The organism is Serratia sp. CY56464, assembly GCF_052168435.1.
Classification (GTDB): Bacteria; Pseudomonadota; Gammaproteobacteria; order Enterobacterales; family Enterobacteriaceae; genus Serratia; species Serratia marcescens.
The window spans coordinates 264,510-283,202 of sequence record NZ_JBJNMV010000002.1 but is presented as its reverse complement, the minus strand read 5'-3'; the positions used below and the strand labels follow the sequence as shown (position 1 = coordinate 283,202).

The following is an 18,693-nucleotide window of genomic DNA, read 5'->3' as shown; positions in this document are numbered from 1 at the left end:
GAAATGCTCCTTACAGGGAAGTGAAAGCCAGGGTCGGCACATCGACAATGGTGGAGCCGCCGTCGGCCACCAGCGCCGCGCCGGTAATGATGGAAGCTTCGCTGGAACAGAGGAAACGGCAGACGCGGGCGATCTCCTCGGCGCTGGCCGGCCGGCGCAGCGGTACATCGCGACAGACCATTTGGTAGGCCTGCTCCAGCGAAATCTGATGGGCGTCCATCAGCAGTTGCATCTCTTCGTCCGCCATCGGCGTGGTCACCCAGCCCGGGCACACCGCGTTGGCGCGCACGCCCAGCGGGCCATAGTCGCGGGCGATGGAACGCATCAGCCCGATCAGCGCGTGCTTGGCGGTAACGTAGCCGCAAACCTCCGGCCCGGCGGCCAGCGAGGCGATCGAGGCCACGAACAGCAGGTTGCCGCCGCTCTTGATCAGCTCCGGCAGGCAGGCGCGCGCACTGGCGAAAGCGCTGTTGAGGTTGCTGTCCATCGCCCCTTGCCACTGCGCGTCGGTCATCTCGGTAATGCGCTTGAAGCCCATGCCGCCGGCGCTGCCGATCAGGCAGTCGATACGCCCGGCGTCGCGCAGAATGGCCGGCAGCAGCGTGTGGGCCCAGCTCTCGCCGCTGGCGGCGTCGCCCACCAGCGCCTGCGCGCCGATCTCTTGCGCCAGCGCCGTCAGCGGTTCCGGACGGCGGCCGATGATGAACACCCGATCGCCCTGCGCCGCCAGCAGACGGGCGCAGGCGGCGCCGACGCCGGTGCCGCCGCCGGTAATCACAACCACTCTATTCATGATTCAGCTTCTCCATCAGTTGGCCGATCATCAGCAGACTGCTCAACAGCAGCCGCCGCTGTTCGGCATCCAGCCGCAGATAGCGGCGGCCGGCCGGCACGCGGCTGACCACCTCCGAGGCGGCGAAATGCTCGATATCCGCCTGCCAGCGCCCGTCGTTCACCGTCAGCCGCACGCGGCGAAAATCCAGCTGCGCCAGCGTCTCGCCGATCTGCGGGTAGCGCTGCAGCCCAGCCAGCAACCGCTGCGCGGCCGTATGGCGCTGACGCAGCAGATAGCGCACCCCGCGCCGCCGCAGCCAACCGCCGGCCACCACGTCCAGCGTCAGCGGAGGCTGCGCTGCGCATGCGCCCTGCAGCCGAAAACGGTGGCTGACGATATGCGCCATAAACAGCCCCTGCACCTGTTCGCTGACCTCGATCTGCGTCCCCTGCGGCAGCGTCAGCCGCAGCAGGCCCGGCGCCAGGCGTTCGCACGCGTAGGGTTCCAGGTTGCGCGCCAGACGATCCAGCGCGGCGCCCGGCCGATAGCCCGACGGCGCTCGCCGCCAGGCGCGATTAAGTGAGGGAAGTAAGCCGATCAAACTGCGCCTCCTCGTTTTCACCCTTGGCGAACGCGTTCTCCAGCACCTGTTCGACCGGCACCGGCTTGAACGGATTCACTTTCTGCACGCACAGCGTCCAGAACAGCGCATAGGCGGCGGTCAGGCCGATCATCCAGCCGAAGGGAATGTAGACGTCGCGCGGATTCATCCCCGGCGGCGTGATGTAAACGATGGCCAGCACGATGCCGACGCTGGAGACGATCTGCGGCAGCGGGAACCACGGCGATTTATAGGCGCGCGGCAGATCGGGGCGGCGCAGGCGCAGCAGCACCACCGAGCAGGTCACCAGCAGGTAGGCCACGCCCCAGGCGCACACCGCCGCCAGCACCAGCGGAATGATCTTGTCGAGGTTGCCCTGAATGGCGAAGGCGTGTACGCAGGGGATTAAGACCGCCACCAGAATGCCGACCACCGGCGTCTTAAAGCGCGGGTGCAGATAGGCGAACATGCGCGGCAGCGCGCCGTCCAGCGCCATGCCGTACAGAATGCGCGGCACCGCCGCCATCAGCGTGTTGATGGTCGCCGCGCCCGCCAGCAGCAGGCCGACGCCCAGCCAGTATTTGCCGAACTGGCCCATCACCTGGCCGGCGAAGGCCGGGATGGCCATCGGCGTTTCCAGCAGGCGCGTGCCGCTGGCGGCGTCGATCACCACGTTTTCCACCTGGTGGCTAAGCGCCGCGCCGTACAGCGCCATGCACACCGCCACGCCGCACAGCCCGAGCGCCATCGCCCGCGGGATCACCCGATCGCAGCGTTTGATCTCCGGCGCCATCGGCGTCACCAGTTCGCAGCCGACGAACATGAACATCGCCATGCCGATCAGACTGAACACCGCGAAGGGATCGTTCAGGCTCAGCGTGCTGCCGAACCAGCCCTCGAGCGGCACCGCATGCGGCGACAGCAGCCCGACGATGCCGAAAATCACCAGCGTGCTCCACATGGCGAAGGTCAGCACGATCTCCGCCTTGCCGAAGGCCTCGATGCCGAACGCGTTGAGCATGCCGAACACGACAACCAGCCCGACGCCGACCATCCAGGAGGCGTTGTGGCTTTCCATCAGGGTGTTGAGGTGTTCGAAGTTCACCAGCGCCATGATGCCGGAGAGAATGGTCTCGGCGGTGCCGGCGAAGATGTGCACGATCAGGTAGGCCGACAGCGCGCCGGTGATGGCGAAAAAGCGCCCCATGCCGCAGGAAATGTAGTCGTAAACCGAACCGGAGGTCGGCAGCAACGCCGCCGCTTCGGAGAAAGTGGTGAGCTGTGCCTGCATCATGATGAAGGCGATCAGCATCGCCAGCGCGAAGGTGTCGCCGCCGATGCCGAAGCCGCTGGTGACCGTCAGAATCACCGGGCTGGCCATGATCACCCCGACCGAACTGGCCAGGGTGGTGGGAAAGCCGACCTTGCCTCGAGCCAGGTGGGCGTGCAACCGCGACGACAGGTTCATGGTTATTTCCTCTTATAGTTTTGGCCTGATGCATGCAGGTGCTTGCAGGTTTTTCACCGCCAGCGGCGGTAATCTCACTATAGAGAGGAAAGGAAAATGCTGACTATCGTCCTTAAGGACGAGACGGTTTCAACCTGCGGCGGCGCTCACGGCGGCGCGCCATTGCATCGCCCCCTGCGGGCTGCGCGGGTAGGCGCGCAGCGGCGCCAGCAGCGCGGAAAAGAAGGCGTAATAACCGGCACACAGCCGGTTATAGCGATCGTCGCCCACATGCGCCGGGCAGCCGCCCTGGCAGACGCTTTTCACGCTGCAGCGTTGGCACTCGCGGCGCAGGCTCTTGTTTTTACCGAACGGCATCTCCGCCGCCCTTGCCGCCAGGGTGGCGAGCGGCGTGTGGCGATCGGCATGGCCGAGCAGATGCTGCGCATTGATCAGATGATCGCAGGCGTAAAGCCGCCCGTCCGGCTCCATCACCAGATTGCCGCCGCAGCGTTCGGCGTGCACGCAGCTGGGGCTGACGTGGGTGAAATACTGCGCGTAGACCTGTTCGATGTTCATCACGAAGACCTGGCCAACGTGCCCGCGGCTGCGCCAGCGGCGATATACCGCCAGCATAAAGCGCCCCCAGTTGGCGGCGCTCAGCCCATAGCCGGCGGTGGGCGCATCCCCTTCCAGCATCAGCGGCTGAAACTGCAGATAACGCGCCCCGATCGCCACCGCATGATCGTAGATCGCCTCGGCGCGATCCGCGACGCCGTCGTGCACCACCATCAGCAGGTTGAAGTCGATCTGATGGCGCTGCAGCAACGCAATGCCGCGCAGCGCGGCGTCATAGCTGGCGCCGCCGCGCTTGTCCGGCCGGTGGGCGTCCTGCACCTCGCGATCGCCGTCCAGGCTGACGCCGAGGATAAAGTGATGCTGTCGGAACAGCCGGCACCAGGCGTCGTTCAGCAGTGTGCCATTGGTCTGCAGGCTGTTGCTGATCCGCACGCCCGGCGGCGCATAGCGGCGCTGCAACGCCAGCGCCCGCTTGTAAAAACCGATCCCCGCCAGCAGCGGCTCACCGCCCTGCCAGACGAAGTTGATCTCGCGGCTGTAACGCGGTTGGGCGGCGATGTAGCCGCGGATAAACTCCGCCAGCAGGTCGTCGTCCATCTTGCGCGTCCGCTCTTGCTGGCGCTGCGGGTAGTAACAGTAGCGGCAACCCAGGTTGCAGCCGGCGCCGATCGGCTTCACCAGCAAATGAAAAGGCGCCGCCGCGCGCGGTTCGCTCTCCACCGGGATCTGCTGCGCGCGCAGCTGGGCCAGATTCATGGCGCCGCCTGCGGCAACGGTTTGTGGGTCTGCGGATCCAGGCCGATGTAGTCACCGGTGCTGGCGTCAACGCCGAGATAGTCGATCGCTGCGCCTTTGGCTTCAATGACCATGCTCTGCTGCGCAAAGCGGCGATACGCTTCGCTCAGCCGTTTGACCCGTTCCGGGTTAGCGGCGGCCAGATCGCGCGTTTCCAGCGGATCGTCATGCAGGTTGAACAGCCCCCACGGCGCCATCTGCGCCGTCGGCCCGGCCTTCACCAACCGCCGCAGCTTCCAGATGCCGTCTACATAGGCGGCCTGGTTATGCAGCTCCACGCCGTAGGTCGCGCGCGGCACGCCGTTGGCCTCGCCGCTGAAATAGCGCTTGAAGCTGACGCCGACCATCGGCAGCGTCGGTTTGGCCTTCAGCGGTTTGTTGGCATCGATGCCGGCATAGTCGTACAGCGTCGGGGCGATGTCATACACCGCCATCGGCGTGCGGTCGATGCCACCGCGCCCTTTCAGCTGTGGCGCGGAGATGATGAAATCGGTATTGATGCCGCCCTGTGCGCTGGTGGTTTTGTGGTAGTTGGCATACGGCGCATTGCTGACGTTGGCCCAGTGCGGCCCGTAGGAGATGAACGATCCCTTGCGGCCGAGGTTGGCGTAGCTGTTGTCGAACTGCCGCCAATACTCCGGCTTCGAGCCGTAGTAGAAGCCGCTGGCGGGGTTGGCGCCGTTGTCGGTGGCGAACACGATCACCGTATTTTGATCGCGACCGGTCTGCTTCAGGGTGTTCAGCACCGCGCCGACCTGATCGTCCATATAGGCAATCATCGCCGCGTACACCTGCATGGTCTTGGCTTCATATTTTTGTTGCTCGGGCGTCAGCGCGTTCCAGGCCTTATCCAGCGCCAGCGTCGGCATCGGCGTGCGATCGGAAATCAACCCCAGCGCTTTCAGGCGTTGAATGCGCTGCTGATAGGCCTGCTGGTAGCCGGCGTCGTATTTGCCGTCGAATTTGGCGATCCAGTCATCCGGCGCCTGCAGCGGATCGTGCGGCGCAGTGAACGCCAGATAAGCGAAGACGGGCTTATTCTGCGGCGTCTCGCGGATCCACTGTTCCAGTTGATCGGCATAGGCCTTGCTGGAGTAGAAATCTTTGGGCAATGACACGCGTTTGCCGTTCAGGGTGTAGAAGGTGTGGAACGCCTCCACGGTGCCCAGCGGTTTCGCATCGTCGAAATGGCTGGTGCCGCCGCCCATGAAAGCGAAGGCGCGCTCGAAGCCGCGATCGGTCGGTTTGGCGCCGTCGACATAGCCCAGGTGCCATTTGCCCGCCATCATGGTGGCGTAACCCGCGTCGCGAAAGCGCTCCGGCAATGTTGTCACGCGGTCGGTCAGCCGCATTTCATAGCCCGGCTGCGCGGCGGTGCTCTCATACCACCACATGCCGCCCATGCCGGCCTGCTGGTTGGTGTTGCCGGTCATCAACATCGACCGCGCCGGCGCCGACATCGGCGAGGTGTAGTACTGGCTCATGCGCACGCCCCGCTCGGCCAGCGCCTGCAGGTTGGGGGTCGGTATCTCGCCGCCGAACGGGCTGATGTCGGAGTAGCCCATGTCGTCCACCAGAATGATCAGCACATTGGGGCGATCGGCGTCCGCCCCCTGAGCCAGGCCCGATAAGGCACCGCTCAACGCCACCGCCAGCGTTTTTTTCTGCATCGTTCGTTCCCCGTATGGTCATGTGGACTGAACAACCCGACGCCTCAGCCCGAGAAAGGTCATCATTTTTTCGTCTTATACGTTTGGCGCCGCCTGGCGCTATCTTCAATTCGCAGTGTAGGAAGCGGTGGAAAAGCCTGGCTATCGTTCTTAAGAACGAGGGACGGCGACGGTCGCGCCGGTTGTAGCACGCGCAGAGCGGCGAGGGCTTCGCCCAGGCAAGCATTGAAAAGCGCTGTAAATTCAGCGGGAAAAGCGGTGAATTATTTCATTAACCTATTAATGAAAATCGCGATAAATACAGCCTAAAAAGCCCTGACTAACGCAGTGTCATCTTGTTATTTATGTGTTTTATTGCAATCGGCCTCACGTTGTTAATATGTTTTTATTGTGTTGCCAAATTGCTACAACTATGCTTGTATCGTTCATATATTGACCGCCAACATTCTCCAGTTGAACGATAAAGGGAGGAACACGAATCATGCACAGCACCGCATCCGATGCCTTTATCAACAGTTGTTTGGCGACCATTACGCACCTGATCCCGGTGTCCGCCGGGGTGTTTTATCTGGTCGATCGCGACCTGCGGCCGGATCACTACATCCTGCACGGCATGCCCGATAAAACGCATCAGCAGTACCTGAACCACTTCCAGCAGATAGACCCGCTGCAGCCGGCCAATTTCCATCGCCAGGACATCACCATGGTCGGCATGAGCCCGGCGGCGATCGCCGGCAACCGCCGCTATTACCACGACTTTATGCTGCCGAACGACATGCGCGACATGACGGAGATCTTCATCCGCCAGCGCAAGCGCATCGTCGCCGGGGTATCGCTGATCCGCGATACGCCGTTTACCGAAGCGGAGCGCGGCCGCCTGCGCGCGGTGCTGCCGCTGATCGAGCTGGCGACGCGCGATCTGCTGCCCGACGGCGAGGCGCAGCTGCTGACCGCCAAAGAGCAAGAGATCGTCAACCTGGTGCGCGAAGGCGCCAGCAATAAGCGCATCGCCCTGAAGCTGGGCATTTCGCTGTCCACGGTGAAAACCCATATGCGCAATATTTTCGCCAAAACCGACGTGGTGAACCGCACCGAACTGGTCGCCGGCGGTTTTCTCGCCCACGGTTAACGCCCGATAGCGGCCGCCGCTGCCGACGGCCGAAAAATAACGCCAGAACGTATTCGCCATTTATGGCGCGGCTTCCCCCTGCCCGCAATCGGGCCGAGCGGGATATTTCATCGTCACTTAACGCTTGGGGAATAAGGTTTATGTCCAGTGATTCGGTTTCCGCGCCCGCCGTCGGCGCGGCGCTCCCCTGCCCGCCGCGGCTGCTGACCGCCATTATCGTCTTCGCCGCCATCGCGCCGGGCATTCTGATGACCGCCCCCGCCGTGGCCGCCCAGCTCGCCGCGCAGTGGCAGCTCGGTCCGGCGCAGATTGGCCACCTGTTCTCCACCGAACTCGGCGCCATGAGCCTGGCCACGCTGCCGGCGTGGTGGTGGATCGGGCGCATCAACTGGCGGCGGGTCGCTACGCTGTCGGCGCTGGTGTTTATCGCCGGCAACCTGGCTTCGGCGCTGGTGCAGGATTTCACCCTGCTGCTGCCGCTGCGCTTTATCGCCTCGCTGGCGGGCGGCACCCTGATGATCCTGTGCATCACCTGCGCCGCCGGCACCGCCAATCCCAGCCGCGTCTATGCCTTCTGGGTGCTCGGCCAGCTGGTGCTGGGCGCGGTCGGGCTGCTGGTGCTGCCGCCGCTATTCGCGCACTTCGGCCTGATGGCGGTCTACCTGATTTTGGCGGCCATCATGCTGTGCTGCCTGCCGCTCATCCCGGCGTTCCCCAACGGTTTCACCGCCGCCCGCGCCGCCCGCAGCGGCCCCGCCGCCTCGCTGGCGCGCAAGCTGTGCGCCGTGCTGGCGGTGCTGACCTTTTACATCAGCCTGAGCGCAGTCTGGACCTTTATCGGCGGCATCGCCGCCGGCGCCGGGCTGTCGCCGGCTCACAGCGGCCAGGTGCTGGCCGTCGCCACCTTGCTCGGCATCGTCGGCGCCGGCGCCGCGGCGCTGATCGGCGCGCGCTTCGGCGGCGGGCGCCTGATCGTGCTGGGGTACGCCCTGCTGCTGGCCAGCGTGGCGCTGCTGACGGGCCAACCCTTGCTGCTGCGCTTCGCCCTGGCCGCTCTGCTGTTCAAATTCACCTGGACCTTCGTGCTGCCGTTCATTCTGGCGCGGGTCGCCGGGCTGGATAACGACGGCAAGCTGATGAACGGCATCAACCTGGTGATCGGCGGCGGCATGGCCATCGGCCCGACGCTGGCCGGCTCTCTGATCGAATCTTTCGGCGGTTTCAACGCCTTGCTGCTCGGCGCGCTGGGCTGCGCGCTGCTGTCGCTGCTGTTGATTTCGCTGGCTTCACCGCGCGCACCGCGCCGTATAACAGGAGGAGAAAGGTGAAAAGAACAACCGGTTTCTTGTTTGATGAACGCTGTTTCTGGCACAGCACCGGCCTGCACGCCACCACCCTGCCGGTCGGCGGCTGGGTGCAACCGCCCTCGGGCGCCGGCCATGCCGAGTCGCCGGAAACCAAACGGCGCATGAAGAACCTGATGGACGTATCCGGCCTGTCGCGCCGGCTCACCCTGCTGAGCGCCGAACCGGCGACGGAAGAAGATCTGCTGCGCATCCACCCCGCCCACTACCTGCAGCGCTTCAAACAGGTGAGCGACAGCGGCGGCGGCCTGCTGGGGGAGGAAGCGCCGCTGGGGCCGGGCAGCTATGAAATCGCCAAACTCTCCGCCGGCCTGGCCTGTGCGGCGGTGGAGGCGGTGCTGCAGGGCGAACTGGATAACGCCTATGCGCTGTCGCGCCCGCCGGGCCACCACTGCCTGCCGGATCAATCGATGGGCTTCTGCTTCCTGGCCAATATTCCCATCGCCATCGAGCGCGCCAAGGCCCGTTACGGCCTCGGAAAAGTGGCGGTGCTCGACTGGGACGTGCACCACGGCAACGGCACCCAGCACATCTATTGGCAGCGCGGCGACGTGCTGACGCTGTCGCTGCATCAGGACGGCTGTTTCCCGGCGGGCTATTCCGGCGAGCAGGATCGCGGTGAAGGCGACGGGGCGGGCTGCAACGTTAACGTGCCGATGCTGGCCGGCGCCGGCGACGACGGCTACCTGCACGCCATGCGGCGCATCATCATCCCGGCACTGGAAAAATTCGAGCCGGAGCTGATCATCGTCGCCTGCGGCTACGACGCCAACGCCCTCGATCCGCTGGCGCGCATGCAGCTGCACAGCGACAGCTTCCGCGCCATGACCGCGCTGGTGCAGGACGCCGCCGACCGGCTGTGCGGCGGCAAGCTGGTGATGGTGCACGAAGGCGGCTACGCCGAATCCTACGTGCCGTTCTGCGGGCTGGCGGTAATGGAACAGCTGAGCGGCGTGCGCACTGAAGTGCAGGATCCGCTGCTGGCGTTCATCCAGCAGCAGCAGCCGCGCGACGCCTTCAACCGCTTCCAGCGCGAAGCGCTCGATGCGCTGGCGCGCCAGTTCGGCCTGTAATCCCCCCTTTGCGGGCGCCGCACCCGGCGCCCCTGACAACGTCGCCGCCAGCCGCTACGCTGAAGGGCAACCCTACCACCATGAGAACAATAACATGTCCGAACAAACCGTCAGCTTTATCAAAGGCCGTCACGGCGACATCGCCGTGCACGACTGGGGAAACGACAAGCCGCGCTATCTGGCGCTGCTGGTGCACGGCTACGGCGAGCATCTCGGCCGCTATCAATACGTGGCGCGCACGCTGCAGGCGCAGGGCGCGCGGGTGTTCGGCCCCGACCACCTCGGCCACGGCCTGTCGCAGGGCGAGCGCGTGCTGATCGAAGATTATGACGCCGTGGTCGACGACGTGCAGCGCGTGGTCAGCCATTTCCGGCAGCAATACCCCACCTTGCCGCTGGTGGCGATCGGCCACTCGATGGGCGGCATGATCGCCACCCGCTACGTGCAGCGCCATGGCGAGGAAGTGCGCGCGCTGGTGCTGTCCGGCCCGCTGCTCGGCGACAGAATGGCGATCTCCGATCTGGCCGAACTGCCGACGATCCCCGACGCGCCGCTGGATACCGCCACCCTGGCGCGCGATCCGGCGGTCGGCACAGCGTATCAGGAAGATCCGCTGGTGTGGCACGGGCCGTTCAAGCGCCCCACCCTGCGCGCCATGCAGCGGATCCTCGCCGCCATCAACGCCGGGCCGGGCTTCGGCGCGCTGCCCACGTTATGGATCCACGGCGACGACGATCGGCTGGTGCTGATGAGCGAAACGCAAACCGCGCTCGATCGTCTGCAGGGCGACGATTTCGAACGGATGATCAATGCGGGCGGGCGGCACGAGAGCTTTAACGAAACCAATAAGGATCAGATCCTCAAGCGGGTGACCGATTTTATTGCGCGGGCGTTAGGCTAAGGCGTTCCCCCTCAGCAGGCTGAGGGGGCATGACGGCGTCAGCCTTCGACGATGGCGAGGTAGTGTTTGACGAAGCGATCCGAGGTGATGTCCCAACGCACCGGGGTGCCCTTCTCGACGAACCAGGAGTCGCCGGCCTGATATTGCACCGATTCGCCGGTGCGTTCGTTGGTCAGGGTCGCGCTACCTTCCCACACCGTGGCGTGCTCGGCGAACGGGTACTCCATCACGAAGCTGCCGCGGGTGCAGCTGAATACGCCGCAGTTCAGGTTGTCGGTCGGTTCGCCGAAAATGCTGGCCACGCCGACGTTTGGCGTGCCGGCGATCACCGTGGCGCCCAGGTTGCTGACGCTGCCGATCTCCAGCAGTTCCGGCAACGGTTGTTTAAGCAGTAACGGTTTCATGTCATTCTCCTCTGAGGGTTAACGGCGGCCTTTCCAGTAGCCGGATGTCTGGTGCCAAACCTTACCGGCGGTGGTCATCACCCGCCGCAGCTTGTCCTTGCCGAAGATGTTGACGTGCGGGATCGAGCTCATCAGATCGTACCGATCGGATCCTTCGCTCATGCCCTCCGCCAGCACCTTGCACACGATGTGGCTCGGCGTCACGCCGAAGCCGGAGTAGCCCTGCACGTAAAACACGTTGTCGCGATCCGGCAGCGTGCCGATCTGCGGGAACAGGTTCGCGCTGCAGCACAGCGGGCCGCCCCAGGCCAGATCGATCTTCACGTCTTTCAGGTACGGGAACACCTTCAGCATCAGGTTGCGGTTCCAGGCCTTGAGATCCGACGGGAAATATTCGATCAGGCGGGTGGCGCTGCCGAACAGCAGCCGGTTTTCGTTGGTCACCCGGTAATAGTCGATCACCGGGCGGATGTCGCTGTAAGCGCCGCGGATCGGACTGATCTGGCGGATCAGTTCGTCAGACAGCGGCTCGGTGGCCAGCTGGAAGGCGTAGGTATTGATGGTCTTGCGGTAGATCTGCGGCTCCATGCCGTTGAGGAAGCCGTTGCAGGCCCACAGCATCTTGTTGGCGCGCACCGAGCCCATGGCGGTGCGCACCGTGATGCGCGGGCCATACTCGACGTCGAGCACGCTGCTGTTCTCGAAGATTTTCACTCCGTAGCCGCTCAGCGCCTTGGCCTCGCCCAGCAGCAGGTTGAGCGAATGCACGTGGCCGCCGCCCATGTGTTTCAGCGCGCAGGTGTAGGCGTCGGAACCCACTACCTGCTTGACCTCCGCCCCGGTGTAGAGCTCAATTTCCTCCTCCGGCGCCACCGCCCTGAACTCCTTCAGCCAGCCGCGCAGGGTCTTCTCCTGGCGCGCGTTGCTGCCGAGATAGCCGTAGCCGAAGCAGAAGTCGGCGTCGATGTCATATTTCTTGATGCGTTCGCGGATGATGCCGGCGCCGAGGTTGCTGATCTTGAAGATGGTTTCCAGCCCGGCCGGGCCGACGTGGCGTTTGATCTTCTCCAGATCGTGGCCGATGCCGGCCATCACCTGGCCGCCGTTGCGCCCGGTGCCGCCGTAGCCCAGATAGCGGCCTTCGAGAATGGCGATGTTGGTGATGCCCTTCTCCGCCAGCTCCAGCGCGGTGTTGATGCCGGAGAAGCCGCCGCCGATGATCACCACGTCGACGTCCAGATCCTCTTCCAGCGTCGGGAAGCGCAGATCGTATTTTTTGGTCGCCGCGTAGTAGGTTAAGGACTCGATTTCGTTGTTCACTGCCGCACTCCCGATTGCCTATGCCATGACATCGGATTATCGGGAGCAGTGGGATCGTTCGCTATGTCCCCTTAGGGACATTCGTCCCCTTCATCTTTCAAACCACAGCGTTGTTGGCTGCTGACGTTCACCCCAGTCACTTACCTAAGTAAGCTCCTGGGGACTATCGTCCTGGCCGCCTAGCTGTAGCTTGAAAGCTATAGGGGATACATCGATACATTCACGCGCTGCGCCGCTGCGGGGCGGTCAGCAGCAGGCTGAACAGTTCGGCCTGCGAACCGATGTTCAGCTTGCCGTAGATGTTCTTGCGGTGGTTTTTTACCGTGCCGAGGCTGATGAACAGCCGGTCGGCAATCTGCTGCGAACCGCAGCCGGCGAGGATCAGATCGACGATCTCGCGCTCGCGCGGCGTCAGCAGATAGCGCGCCTGGGCGCCGTCGCTGTTCACCGTCGCGGCCTCGGCCGGCGCCGCCACCACCTCACCGTGCAGCCGAGCCACGCTTTTCACCAGCGTCAACGCGCTGCGCAGATCCGCCCGTTGCGGGTAGCGCACCGCCACCGTGCGGCGCGCCGAGCCGAAGAACACCCCCAGCCCGCGCTCCGGCGTCAGCTGCAGCAGCACGCCGGCCTCGTCGTGCCAGCCGGTCTTGCGATAAAAATTGCGGTAATAGTCGCTGTGATAAAACCCGCAGGGCGCCAGCTGGCGCAGCGTGAGCACCTCACCTTCGCCGCCGTCGCTCAGCGCGCGGTAAAACGGATCCTGCAGGTAGGCGCCCTGTTGGTAGAGCTGGTTGACCGCATCGCTGTTTTCCCGCTCGGTTTTGATCAGGCAATGCGGCGGCCGACCGCGTTCGAAGGCATAGACGATGGCGTTGTCGAAGGCGAAAAACCCTTCCAGCCAGTTCAACAGGCTGGGATAAAAGCGTGGGCTGGCCACCGCATCGATCACCGCAGACAAGCGTTCAACCTGAATTTCCATACCCGCCTCGCCATTATTAACACATTAACAATCTACCGATTTCGGATGGGGTTGGCCGCACGACGGCCGGTACTGTTAAAAAAAGCATCCGCAGCGCCGAAATGCAAGAACGCGATCGTTTACATGTTAAACAACTCACAGGTTGCCGCGGCGGGGAAAGCGGTGGCCGCTCCGCGCCCGCTGGCTTATGCTGTGGCATCGCGACCTGCAACGCCGTCAAGGAGACCTCATGTCCGTCAGCCACATCATCGCCAACCGCCAGACCTGGTTCGGCCACGGCAGCATCCAACAGCTGTCGCCGCTGCTGCTTGCCGATCCGCAGCCGACGCTGCTGTTCAGCTGCCGATCTTTTCTCAACGGCCCGGTGTACGCCGGCCTGCGCGAATCGCTGGCGCCGCTGTTCATCGGCACCGAGATCGTCAGCCACGAGGCGTCGCCGCAGGAAATCGACGCCTGGGTGGCGCGCTGGCGCGGACAGGTGCGGCGCGTGGTGGCCATCGGCGGCGGCAGCGTGCTGGACGCCGCCAAAGCGTTCTCCGCGCTAGTTGAGCACCCGCTGCCAACGCTGCGCTATATGGAAAAGGTGGGCGACAGCAAAATCAGCGGCGCCACCCTGCCGCTGATCGCCATTCCCACCACCGCCGGCACCGGCAGCGAGGTGACGCAAAACGCGGTGATCACCGATACCCAGATCAGTAAGGTGAAAGCCTCGCTGCGCCATAACAACTTCGTGCCGCACACCGCCATTCTCGATCCGCAGCTGCTGGCGGGCGCCCCGGACAAGGTGCTGGCCTACTGCGCCATCGACGCCTTCACCCACCTGTTCGAGGCCTATCTGTCGAAAACCGCCGGCGCCATGACGCGCGACATGTCGCTGAGCGGCATCCGCCACTTCCTCGCCGCCTGGCCGGCGCTCAACCGCAGCGACGCGGCGCGCGAGGCGATCATGCAGGCTTCCTACCTCGGCGGGCTGACGCTGAGCGCCGCCGGGCTGGGGGTCATTCACGGCATCGCCGGCGAGATCGGCGCGCTGCGCGACTACCACCACGGCCAGGTCTGCGGCCGCCTGCTGCTGCCGTTCCTCGCCCTGCTGGAAAACAGCGAACAGCCGCAGCAGCGCGCGCTGATGGCCGAGCTGGCCGCCAGACTGTACCCGCACTGGCAGGGCAGCCCGGAGAGCTACCTGACCGATTTCATCACCCGCCACGCCATCGCGCCGTTCTGGCAGGACGATTTGCCGATTTCCGGCCAGGAATTGGCGGTGGCGCTGGAGAAATCCAACAGCAAGAATTCCTGGATCGACTATGCGCCGGCGCAGCGGCAACGGATGATCGAAGAGGCGTTTCGCGTCGAATGATGATATCTACCCTAAATAGTTGGAGCTGCATCCCGGCGGCAAGAGGCGGCTCGCCAGGAGCTTACTCAAGTAAGTGACTGGCGTACGCACTCGCAGCCAACACAGATGCAGTTTCAAGTATGACGGGTATAATCAGATCAACGCACTAGCAGGAGTAAGGAAATGGGCATCATCGGCTGGATCTTCGCCGGCATCGCGGTCGGCATCCTGGTCGGCGCGCTGATCAGGATCTTCGGCAAGAAGAAAGAACAGTAAGCGTCACGCTGTTCCGTGGGCCGCCAGCAGGCACTCATGGAACAGCTTCACCACCCGCTGCGGCACCGGCGAGCGGCGCAGCACGCTGGAGTATTCGCAGTGATAGCGGAACAGCGCCGGTTTGATCGCCCGCATCATATTCTGCGCCACGAAAAACGCCGCGTAGTGATCCGGCAAAAAGCCGACGTATTTGCCGGACAGGATCAGCGTGGCGATCGACTCCTGCGCAAACCCCGTCGCCTTGCGATGCAAATGTTGCTGCAGGCTCAGTTCCATATTCGGCGAATGATAGCCTAATCCGGCGAAGGCATAATTGTGCAGCAGATCCCAATTTAATGTTTCATGGGGGCCGGAAAATAATTCATGCTGCGCGCCGCAATATAAGAACATCCTCTCACTGAATAACGAATGATAAGATAAACTTTCCGCGCTGCGGTGCATGGGAATAACGCCAACCTGAAATTGCCCGTCAATGACGCCGCGTTCAATGGTATTAATCGGCTCCACGTACATTTGCAAAGAAACCTCCGGCGCGCGCTCGCTGAATAATGCGATGGCCCGGCCGATCTGCGCCTGCGGATTGCTGACCGTATGGTCGAATATCGCCACGTGCAGCTGCCCGCCCATGCGCTGGTGCACCTCGTCCACCCCGCGCCGGAACGCCTCGGTGGCCGCCAGCAGGTTGACGGTTTCCTGGTAGATAATCAGCCCCTCGTCGGTGACCGCAAAGCCCTCACGCCCGCGCTGGCACAGCGTCAGGCCCAGCCGCTGTTCCAGATCCTTGATGTGCTTGCTGATGGTCGACAGACTGATATTCAGCTCCAGTTCGGCGGCGCTCATGCCGCCGCAGTCGACCACGGCCTTGAATACCCGCAGCAAACGCAGATCCATATCCGACAATTGTCCTAACAGCGCGCGCTTTTTTACTTGCATAAAACCTTAAGTAAGTTTCGACATATGATTATTCACAGTAGAGAACAAGCGGTACATAGTCAATTTCGCACAACAATTCGTTAACAACTCAGTTTATTTCATTAATCGCTCTTATTTTCCTGTTCGGAGGAAAACATGGCCGCTGAAAATCACCCGCTAAATAACCTCGATGCCGCAGGATTAGAGGCCCATTGGATGCCTTTTACCGGCAACCGCAATTTTAAAGCGCAGCCGCGCATCATTACTCAAGCCGCGGGGGCGTATTACACCAGCCACGACGGCAGAAAGATTTTCGACGGCCTGTCCGGATTGTGGTGCTGCGGATTGGGGCATGGCCGGCAGGAAATCACCGACGCCGCCCAGCGCCAGCTGGCGACGCTGGATTACTCGCCGGCGTTTCAGTTCGGCCATCCGCTGTCGTTCGAGCTGGCCAACCAGATCAAGGCGCTGACGCCGGCGGGGCTGGATTACGTATTCTTCACCGGCTCCGGATCGGAAGCGGCGGACACCTCGCTGAAAATGGCGCGCGCTTACTGGCGCGCCAAAGGCCAGGCGGGCAAAACCTGCTTTATCGGCCGGGAAAAGGGCTACCACGGCGTTAACTTCGGCGGTATCTCGGTCGGCGGCATCGCCGGCAACCGCAAGGCGTTCGGCGCCGGCGCCGAGGCGGATCACCTGCCGCACACCCTGCTGGCCGGCAACGCCTTTTCGCGCGGCATGCCGCAACAGGGGGCGGAGCTGGCGGAAGAGCTCAACCGCATCATCGCGCTGCGCGACGCCTCGACGATCGCTGCGGTGATCGTCGAACCGTTCTCCGGCTCCGCCGGCGTGATCGTGCCGCCGGTCGGCTATCTGCAGCGCCTGCGCGAGATCTGCACCCAGCATGACATTCTGCTGATCTTCGACGAAGTGATCACCGCCTTCGGCCGCTGCGGCGCGATGACCGGCGCCGAGGCGTTCGGCGTCACGCCGGACATCATGAACATCGCCAAACAGGTGACCAACGGCGCGCAGCCGATGGGCGCCGTGGTGGTGCGGCCGGAGATCTACCAAACCTTCATGAACGGCGGCGAGCCGGACTACCAGCTCGAATTCCCGCACGGCTACACCTACTCCGCCCATCCGGTCAGCTGCGCGGTCGCGCTGGCGACGCTGGACATCCTGCAGCGCGCACAGATGGTGGAGCGCGTACAGGCGCTGGCGCCCTATTTCGAACGCGCGGTACACAGCCTGCAAGGAGCCAAACACGTCGCCGACATTCGCAATATCGGCCTGGCGGCCGGCATCACGCTGGCGGCGCGGCCCGGCGAACCGGCGCGGCGCCCCTTCGAGGCGGCGATGCGCTGCTGGGAAAGCGGATTTTACGTGCGCTACGGCGGCGACACCCTGCAACTGGCGCCGCCGTTCATCAGCAGCGAGGCGCAAATCGACGCGCTGATCAACGCCGTCGGCGACGCCCTCAACGCCACCGAATAAGGAGAGAATCATGACCATCACCCATTGGATCAACGGCGAGCCCGCCGCCGGCGGCGAACGCAGCCAGCCGGTTTACGACCCGGCCACCGGCCAATCGGCGCAGGAGGTGCAGCTGGCCGACCGCGCCACGGTGGAGCGCGCCATCGCCGCCGCCGAACAGGCCTATCCCGCCTGGCGCGATACCCCGCCGCTGAAACGCGCGCGCATCATGATGAAGCTCAAGGATCTGCTGGAGCAACATGCCGACGCCGTCTGCCAATTGATCACCGCCGAGCACGGCAAAGTGCTCAGCGACGCCTTGGGCGAACTGCAGCGCGGCATCGAGAATATCGAATACGCCGGCTATGTGCCGGAACTGCTGAAAGGCGAACACAGCAAAGAGGCCGGCCCAGGCATCGACAGCTGGAGCGAGTTTCAGCCGCTGGGGGTGGTGGCGGGCATCACGCCGTTCAACTTCCCGGCGATGGTGCCGCTGTGGATGTGGCCGATGGCGGTCGCCTGCGGCAACACCTTCGTGCTGAAGCCTTCCGAGCGCGTCCCTTCCGCCGCGCTGTATATCGCGCGGCTGGCGGCGGAAGCCGGGCTGCCGCCGGGGGTGCTCAACGTGGTCAACGGCGATCGCGAAGCGGTGGAGACGCTGCTGCATGACGGGCGCGTCAAAGCAATCAGCTTCGTCGGCTCAACGCCGGTGGCGGAGCACATCTATCACACCGGCTGCGGTCAGAACAAACGGGTGCAGGCGCTGGGCGGCGCCAAGAACCACGCGGTGGTGCTGCCGGACGCCGATATCCCCGGCGCGGTCGGCGCGCTGATGGGCGCGGCGTTCGGCTCCTGCGGCCAGCGCTGCATGGCCATCCCGCTGGTGGTCGCGGTGGGTGAAGGCACCGCCGATGCGCTGATCGCCGGGCTGCGGCAACAGATGGCCGCCATGCGCGTCGGCCCCGGCAGCGACAATCGCAACGACATGGGGCCGCTGGTGACCCAACAGCATTATCAGAAGGTGAAAGGCTATATCGAGCAGGGCGTGGCCGAAGGCGCCGAGCTGCTGGTGGACGGCCGCGAGCTGAGCGTGACCGGCGACGACGGCCGCCCCAGCCAGGGGTATTTCCTCGGCCCGACGCTGTTCGATCGCGTGACGCCGGGCATGCGCATCTATCAGGAAGAGATCTTCGGCCCGGTGCTCGGCGTGGTGCGCGCGGCGTCGCTGCAGGAGGCGATGACCTTGATCGACGCCCACGAATACGGCAACGGCACCTGCCTGTTCACCCGCGACGGCGAAGCGGCGCGTTACTTCTCCAGCCGCATTCAGGTCGGCATGGTGGGGATCAACGTGGCGCTGCCGGTGCCGGTGGCCTACCACTCGTTCGGCGGCTGGAAGCGCTCGCTGTTTGGCGATCTGCACGCCTACGGCCCGGACGCGGTCAGGTTCTACACCAAACGCAAGACCGTGACCCAGCGCTGGCCGGCCTCCGGCGACGCCCGGCTCGCCAGCTTCAGCTTCCCGTCGGGGCAGGGGTAATCCCAGCATAACGAAAAGTCCTTTCCGGGGAAGTTCGCTTCCCCGGTATTTCCACGCGCTCCATTTCATCTTTACGCAGGACAACAGAGCCGCCCTTCTGGCGGCAACAACAATTC

Annotated in this window: 16 protein-coding genes; 7 read left to right on the top strand and 9 right to left on the bottom strand. The window is 64.0% G+C overall.

Going from position 1 to position 18,693, the window contains the following annotated elements:
- Positions 1-10: 10 nt before the first annotated feature.
- The 5 genes from ACJ8KE_RS14955 to ACJ8KE_RS14935 form a co-directional block, all read right to left on the bottom strand.
- Positions 11-793 carry an SDR family NAD(P)-dependent oxidoreductase gene (locus ACJ8KE_RS14955; RefSeq protein ID WP_025305180.1) on the bottom strand — a complete coding sequence of 261 codons (783 nt, stop codon included), beginning with the start codon at positions 791-793 and terminating at the stop codon, positions 11-13.
- Positions 786-1,376, bottom strand: a complete 591-nt coding sequence (locus ACJ8KE_RS14950) for a DUF3156 family protein (RefSeq protein WP_143779189.1) — start codon at positions 1,374-1,376, stop codon at positions 786-788. The genes ACJ8KE_RS14955 and ACJ8KE_RS14950 overlap by 8 nt, the downstream gene beginning before the upstream one ends.
- Positions 1,351-2,844, bottom strand: a complete 1,494-nt coding sequence (locus ACJ8KE_RS14945; RefSeq protein ID WP_016929198.1) for an APC family permease — start codon at positions 2,842-2,844, stop codon at positions 1,351-1,353. Before ACJ8KE_RS14945 ends, ACJ8KE_RS14950 begins: the two co-directional genes overlap by 26 nt.
- A 129-nt stretch (positions 2,845-2,973) precedes the next feature.
- Entirely contained in the window at positions 2,974-4,158 is a 1,185-nt protein-coding gene (locus tag ACJ8KE_RS14940) for an anaerobic sulfatase maturase (protein WP_274871281.1), read from the bottom strand.
- Entirely contained in the window at positions 4,155-5,867 is a 1,713-nt protein-coding gene (locus tag ACJ8KE_RS14935; RefSeq protein ID WP_115435501.1) for an arylsulfatase, read from the bottom strand. Before ACJ8KE_RS14935 ends, ACJ8KE_RS14940 begins: the two co-directional genes overlap by 4 nt.
- Before the next feature lie 481 nt (positions 5,868-6,348).
- Between ACJ8KE_RS14935 and ACJ8KE_RS14930 the strand changes: the two genes are divergently transcribed.
- From ACJ8KE_RS14930 to ACJ8KE_RS14915, 4 genes are all read left to right on the top strand, one after another.
- Positions 6,349-6,996: a helix-turn-helix transcriptional regulator gene (locus ACJ8KE_RS14930; RefSeq protein ID WP_016929201.1), complete on the top strand. Its 648-nt coding sequence runs from the start codon at positions 6,349-6,351 to the stop codon at positions 6,994-6,996.
- A 140-nt stretch (positions 6,997-7,136) separates the two neighbouring features.
- Complete coding sequence (locus ACJ8KE_RS14925) at positions 7,137-8,324, top strand: MFS transporter (protein WP_079450055.1); 1,188 nt, start codon at positions 7,137-7,139, stop codon at positions 8,322-8,324.
- Positions 8,321-9,433 carry a class II histone deacetylase gene (locus tag ACJ8KE_RS14920; protein WP_016929203.1) on the top strand — a complete coding sequence of 371 codons (1,113 nt, stop codon included), beginning with the start codon at positions 8,321-8,323 and terminating at the stop codon, positions 9,431-9,433. Before ACJ8KE_RS14925 ends, ACJ8KE_RS14920 begins: the two co-directional genes overlap by 4 nt.
- Before the next feature lie 94 nt (positions 9,434-9,527).
- On the top strand, positions 9,528-10,334 hold the full coding sequence (locus tag ACJ8KE_RS14915; RefSeq protein WP_442517313.1) for an alpha/beta hydrolase: 807 nt from the start codon (positions 9,528-9,530) through the stop codon (positions 10,332-10,334).
- A gap of 38 nt (positions 10,335-10,372) precedes the next feature.
- Here the strand turns inward: ACJ8KE_RS14915 and ACJ8KE_RS14910 are convergent, their stop codons facing one another.
- The 3 genes from ACJ8KE_RS14910 to ACJ8KE_RS14900 form a co-directional block, all read right to left on the bottom strand.
- Positions 10,373-10,738 (bottom strand): cupin domain-containing protein, encoded by a 366-nt coding sequence (locus tag ACJ8KE_RS14910; protein WP_015376517.1) that lies wholly within the window; start codon positions 10,736-10,738, stop codon positions 10,373-10,375.
- Between the two features lie 18 nt (positions 10,739-10,756).
- Positions 10,757-12,058: an NAD(P)/FAD-dependent oxidoreductase gene (locus ACJ8KE_RS14905; RefSeq protein WP_016929206.1), complete on the bottom strand. Its 1,302-nt coding sequence runs from the start codon at positions 12,056-12,058 to the stop codon at positions 10,757-10,759.
- 220 nt (positions 12,059-12,278) lie between these two features.
- Positions 12,279-13,037, bottom strand: coding sequence for a helix-turn-helix transcriptional regulator (locus ACJ8KE_RS14900; RefSeq protein ID WP_016929207.1), 759 nt, complete (start codon positions 13,035-13,037; stop codon positions 12,279-12,281).
- 229 nt (positions 13,038-13,266) lie between these two features.
- Between ACJ8KE_RS14900 and ACJ8KE_RS14895 the strand changes: the two genes are divergently transcribed.
- Complete coding sequence (locus tag ACJ8KE_RS14895; RefSeq protein ID WP_033638809.1) at positions 13,267-14,394, top strand: iron-containing alcohol dehydrogenase; 1,128 nt, start codon at positions 13,267-13,269, stop codon at positions 14,392-14,394.
- A gap of 258 nt (positions 14,395-14,652) precedes the next feature.
- On the opposite strand, the gene ACJ8KE_RS14890 is transcribed toward ACJ8KE_RS14895, so the two are convergent.
- Positions 14,653-15,582, bottom strand: a complete 930-nt coding sequence (locus tag ACJ8KE_RS14890; protein WP_016929209.1) for a LysR family transcriptional regulator — start codon at positions 15,580-15,582, stop codon at positions 14,653-14,655.
- A gap of 135 nt (positions 15,583-15,717) precedes the next feature.
- Here ACJ8KE_RS14890 and ACJ8KE_RS14885 point away from each other — a divergent pair, with 135 nt between their 5' ends.
- Positions 15,718-17,058 carry an aspartate aminotransferase family protein gene (locus ACJ8KE_RS14885; protein ID WP_110146668.1) on the top strand — a complete coding sequence of 447 codons (1,341 nt, stop codon included), beginning with the start codon at positions 15,718-15,720 and terminating at the stop codon, positions 17,056-17,058.
- 10 nt (positions 17,059-17,068) lie between these two features.
- Complete coding sequence (locus tag ACJ8KE_RS14880; RefSeq protein ID WP_016929211.1) at positions 17,069-18,577, top strand: CoA-acylating methylmalonate-semialdehyde dehydrogenase; 1,509 nt, start codon at positions 17,069-17,071, stop codon at positions 18,575-18,577.
- The last annotated feature ends 116 nt before the right edge of the window (positions 18,578-18,693 follow it).